At 59.7% G+C, this 3,176-nt stretch carries 3 protein-coding genes; 2 read left to right on the top strand and 1 reads right to left on the bottom strand.

Features of this window, described 5'->3' with window-relative positions; genetic code table 11:
• Positions 1–46: 46 nt before the first annotated feature.
• Entirely contained in the window at positions 47–679 is a 633-nt protein-coding gene (locus H5U38_04400; GenBank protein ID MBC7186261.1) for a cyclase family protein, read from the bottom strand.
• 228 nt (positions 680–907) lie between these two features.
• Here H5U38_04400 and H5U38_04395 point away from each other — a divergent pair, with 228 nt between their 5' ends.
• Both H5U38_04395 and H5U38_04390 read left to right on the top strand, forming a co-directional pair.
• Complete coding sequence (locus H5U38_04395) at positions 908–2,221, top strand: hypothetical protein (protein MBC7186260.1); 1,314 nt, start codon at positions 908–910, stop codon at positions 2,219–2,221.
• A 220-nt stretch (positions 2,222–2,441) separates the two neighbouring features.
• A complete protein-coding gene (locus tag H5U38_04390) occupies positions 2,442–3,149 on the top strand; it encodes a ComF family protein (protein MBC7186259.1) in 708 nt (235 codons plus the stop codon).
• Positions 3,150–3,176 lie beyond the last annotated feature (27 nt).

Genomic DNA, 3,176 nt, shown 5'->3' with positions numbered 1-3,176 from the left:
AGCTGCAACCGCGGTCGACAGGCCGTGCTGTGGGAGGCCGCGCCCTTTACTCTTCGAGCAAGAAGACCCTGGCCGGTGCGGCTTCGGTGTTGGTAAGGGCAAGCGGTGCACAGACCAACTGATAGTCCCCCGGGCGCACCTGCGACAGGTCGAGGCTTTCGACAATGGGTATGCCGCGGCCGAGGAGGCGGCGATGCGCAGGGAGCGTAGGGTCCCCATACTGGTCCACAGAAAGATAGTCGAACCCGACCAGGAGGAGACCTTGCTCGGCAAGATAGTCGGCTGCTTCGGCGTCGAGGTAGACATGGTCCTTGACGAAAAAGTGCTTATGGCTTGCCCAAAGGAGCGAGTTCGCTGTGCGGATGAACAGCCGCGTGCATCCGTTCAGGTCGAGGTGACGCAGGTCAGCTGCGGTGACGCAAACCTGCGCGGGGACCGCAACCACGCGCGCTTGCCCCAGCCACGTTTCCACTGGCAATAGGTCGATTGTAGGCGCATGCGGAAACAGATGAGCGGGAGCGTCCACATGGGTCCCGGTGTGCGTGCCGAGCAACAACTGATGCACGGTCGACGTCTCGCCCTGAGAGACATCGGATAGAAGCTCGCACCTGAACGGCGGATCACCGGGGTAGATGACCATCCGCTCGTGCAAAGGTACTGAGCAATCATAGACGCGCATTTCTGTCCCCTGTCGGCAAAAAGTTCTCTCACGCCAAATCGCCCACCCTGGGGCGGAAGTCTATGACAAACTAAGAAAAGACGGTGGCAATGTCAAGCGTTTTGTGGCAGTCCCTTACGGACTTGAGGTGCTCGCCGATGCAAAAAACGCTTGACTTTGTCCCTATTCTTCGGTAGATTGTCGTAGCGTTTTGGCGCAGTGGGCGTCGAACAAGTGGAGGGAATGGCCATGCGCAGAAGTCGGCTCGTCTTATTCCTGGCGGTTGCTTTTGTGGGCCTGGGCGTCGCCTCGGGTGTGGCTCAGTTGTATGACGGCGGTGTCGGCTACCAGGGCCAAGGGGGCATCTTCATCGGCGGACTGGGGTTTGCCAGCATTGATGGTGACAACTACCTCGCCTTCAATGTGCGGCCGGAACTGAGTTTCGGCAAGATTGGTGTGGGGTTGAACCTCAATTTGCTGTACAGCTTGGAGAATGGCAAGATCCGCTCCAAGGACTGGGACACCGGCTACGACTACTTCCGCATCATTCGTTACCTCCGCTACGGACGGAAATACGATCCCATCTACGCTCGAGTTGGCGGATTGGACGGCACGCGCCTCGGCCACGGCTTCATCGTCAACTACTACTGCAACGACGTCAATTACGACGAGCGCAAGATCGGATTGGTCTTTGACCTCGACCTTGGCCTCGGGGGCTTTGAGTCTTTCACGAGCAATTTGGGCCGCGCAGAGATCATGGGCGGCCGCGCCTACGTGCGTCCCCTGCGGACGATGACCAACCTGCCCATCATCAAGAACTTTGCCCTTGGTGCCTCCTACATCACCGACATTGACCCAGATGGCTCCCGAGCCACCGACGACGGCGTGGCTGAGTTCGGCCTCGATGCTGAGCTCCCGCTGGTGCAGACAGCTATCTTCCGTAGCAGCCTGTACGCCGACTATGCCAAGATCATCGACCACGGTTCCGGTTACGCTGCGGGCATAGGCGCCGACCTCGGCAACCTCCTCGGGCTCATCGACGTGCACGCCAAATTTGAACGGCGCTGGTTGGGCGAGCAGTTCTTGCCCACCTATTTCGGGCCGTTCTATGAGGTTGAGCGCCACATGATGAGCGGATACACCAACAATCCGCAGATTGCGACCAAGGTGGACTCTCTCCGGTTCATCACGGCGGAGACGAAGGGCTATTTTGGCGAGCTGTACGGCGAGATCTTGAAGACCGTGCGCCTGATCGGCATGTTCCAGCGGCTGGATGGCGAGAAGCAGAGCGGCGTCCTTCACGCGGGTGCCGAGGTGCCCAACGTGCCCTTAATTGCTCTGCGCGCCTCCTACGACAAGATTGGCGTGGAGACACTGCGCGACGTGTTCACGCTGGATAAGCACTCAGTCGCAAAAGTCGGGGTTGGGTACAAGATCAAGCCGTACTTGATCCTCTTCTGCGACTACATTTGGACGTTGGAGTGGGATAGCATGAACAAGGTCTACAAACCGCAGGAGAGGGTGCAGCCCAGCATCTCCTTTGTCTGGAACTTCATGAAGTAACTTCTGCCAATGGTCTTCGGGGGCTCTGGCGAGACAGCCGGCGCCTAGTTCGGGAGGGACGGCGGTGCGAGGCAGTTGAGATATTGCCTCGCACCGCGTGCTATGTGGCGCGATGAGCGAGTGTGAGAGTTGATCACGGGGTGGGAATAAACTCCTCGCGCCTAAGTGGAACAACACGGGTCTCAAGGGAGGGAACGCTGCGAGACAGGGGGGTGACTCCATGGGGCGTGCGGTCACATGGCAAGAAAAACTGCTGGTGGCCTTTGCGCCACTGCTCGACTTTATCCTGCCGCCTTACTGCGTGCTCTGCCAAGCCCATCTCGAGTTGCATGAATTCGTGCTTTGCACAACTTGCTGGCTGCGCCTTCCCGTGTGTCCGGAGCCGGTGATCGCTTTTGGCGCGAGGGCCAAAGTGGGCCCAGCCCCACCTTTGTCGACTTCCCTTTCGGTGTGGAAGTACTCGCCTGAGGTCCAAGAAGTAATCCACCTTTTCAAGTACCGCGGGTATCAATGCCTGGCCCACCCGTTGGGCCTTGCGCTGGGGGGCGCAATTCATGCCGCTGGTGCGCTTGCGGCGGCCGATCTGCTGGTGCCGGTACCTCTCCACCCGGCGCGCAAGCGGGAACGTGGCTACAATCAGAGCGAGCTGTTAGCCCGTACGGCGAGTAAGATCTGTGGCATCCCGGTAGAGGCAGGAGTGCTGCGGCGTACACGGTACACGACGCCCCAGGCCAAACTGGGTGCTGCTGAACGGGCGAGAAATGTCGCTGGCGCCTTCGCCGTGCGCGTTCCCGAGACGGTAAGGGGAAAGGTAGTCATGCTCGTCGACGATGTGTTCACGACGGGTGCTACGGCCAATGAGTGCGCGGCAGTGCTCCTGAAGGCAGGGGCACGGCGAGTAGGTCTGGCCACCGTGGCTAGGGCGTAGTGTTTTCCATGTGCTGCATCTGGCGCA

The organism is Calditrichota bacterium (assembly GCA_014359355.1).
GTDB lineage: Bacteria > Zhuqueibacterota > Zhuqueibacteria > JANLFK01 > Oleimicrobiaceae > Oleimicrobium.
Note: the sequence above shows the minus strand (reverse complement) of the source record. Positions and strands in the feature narration are given on the sequence as shown.

What these genes read in the sequence shown, in the direction of transcription:
- H5U38_04390 (MBC7186259.1), top strand. Translation starts at nt 2,442, where the DNA reads ATGGGGCGTGCGGTCACATGGCAAGAAAAACTGCTGGTGGCCTTTGCG.
- H5U38_04395 (MBC7186260.1), top strand. Translation starts at nt 908, where the DNA reads ATGCGCAGAAGTCGGCTCGTCTTATTCCTGGCGGTTGCTTTTGTGGGC.
- H5U38_04400 (MBC7186261.1), bottom strand. Translation starts at nt 679, where the DNA reads ATGCGCGTCTATGATTGCTCAGTACCTTTGCACGAGCGGATGGTCATC.